Origin of the sequence: Candidatus Cryosericum odellii (assembly GCF_003570935.1) — a bacterium.
GTDB lineage: Bacteria > Caldisericota > Caldisericia > Cryosericales > Cryosericaceae > Cryosericum > Cryosericum odellii.
Genome location: NZ_QXIU01000194.1, coordinates 1 through 471 on the forward strand (window position 1 = coordinate 1; position 471 = coordinate 471).

Here is a 471-nt window from a genome sequence, read left to right on the forward strand (position 1 = left end):
GACATCGTGGATCAGTTCGCCAAAGACGAGGTTGCGACACCGTTCGACAGTGAAGGCGCCGAGCTGGGTCATCAAGACGGCCACTGCAGTTTCGTCTCCATCATGGACAAGTATCATCTCACAGAAAAGGCATTGTTGCAGCTTGCCGACGTCGTCAATGCCGCAGACACAGATCAGCTGGACACAAACCCATATGCCAGGGGGCTCGAAGCGCTGGCGCAGGGTTTCTCGCTGATGTACCCGAACGACACCGAAAACCTGGAGGCCCAGTTCGCCGTCTATGACGCGTTGTACGCGTTCTTCCGGCTCAAGGTCGCCCGCGAGAACACATAAACTCACACATCACTCACACTGGAAACACTGATTGGCTGAACAATACAGTGGTGCCTGTAACCCTGCACGAGGAGGAACAACTATGACAACAGCTATCAAGAGTGTTCATGCACGAGAGATCCTTGATTCACGCGGCAA

General features: G+C 54.1%; 1 protein-coding gene and 1 pseudogene (1 of these 2 only partly in view). Both read left to right on the forward strand.

The genetic code is table 11. The annotated features are described in order from the left end of the window. Nucleotides 1–333 (forward strand): chromate resistance protein ChrB domain-containing protein (locus tag SMC5_RS07815; RefSeq protein ID WP_119120262.1); only part of this gene is annotated, 333 nt, incomplete at its 5' end. Nucleotides 334–415: 82 nt separating this feature from the next. Next, a pseudogene (gene eno / locus SMC5_RS07820) lies at nucleotides 416–471 on the forward strand (phosphopyruvate hydratase); it runs 1,161 nt beyond the window's last position.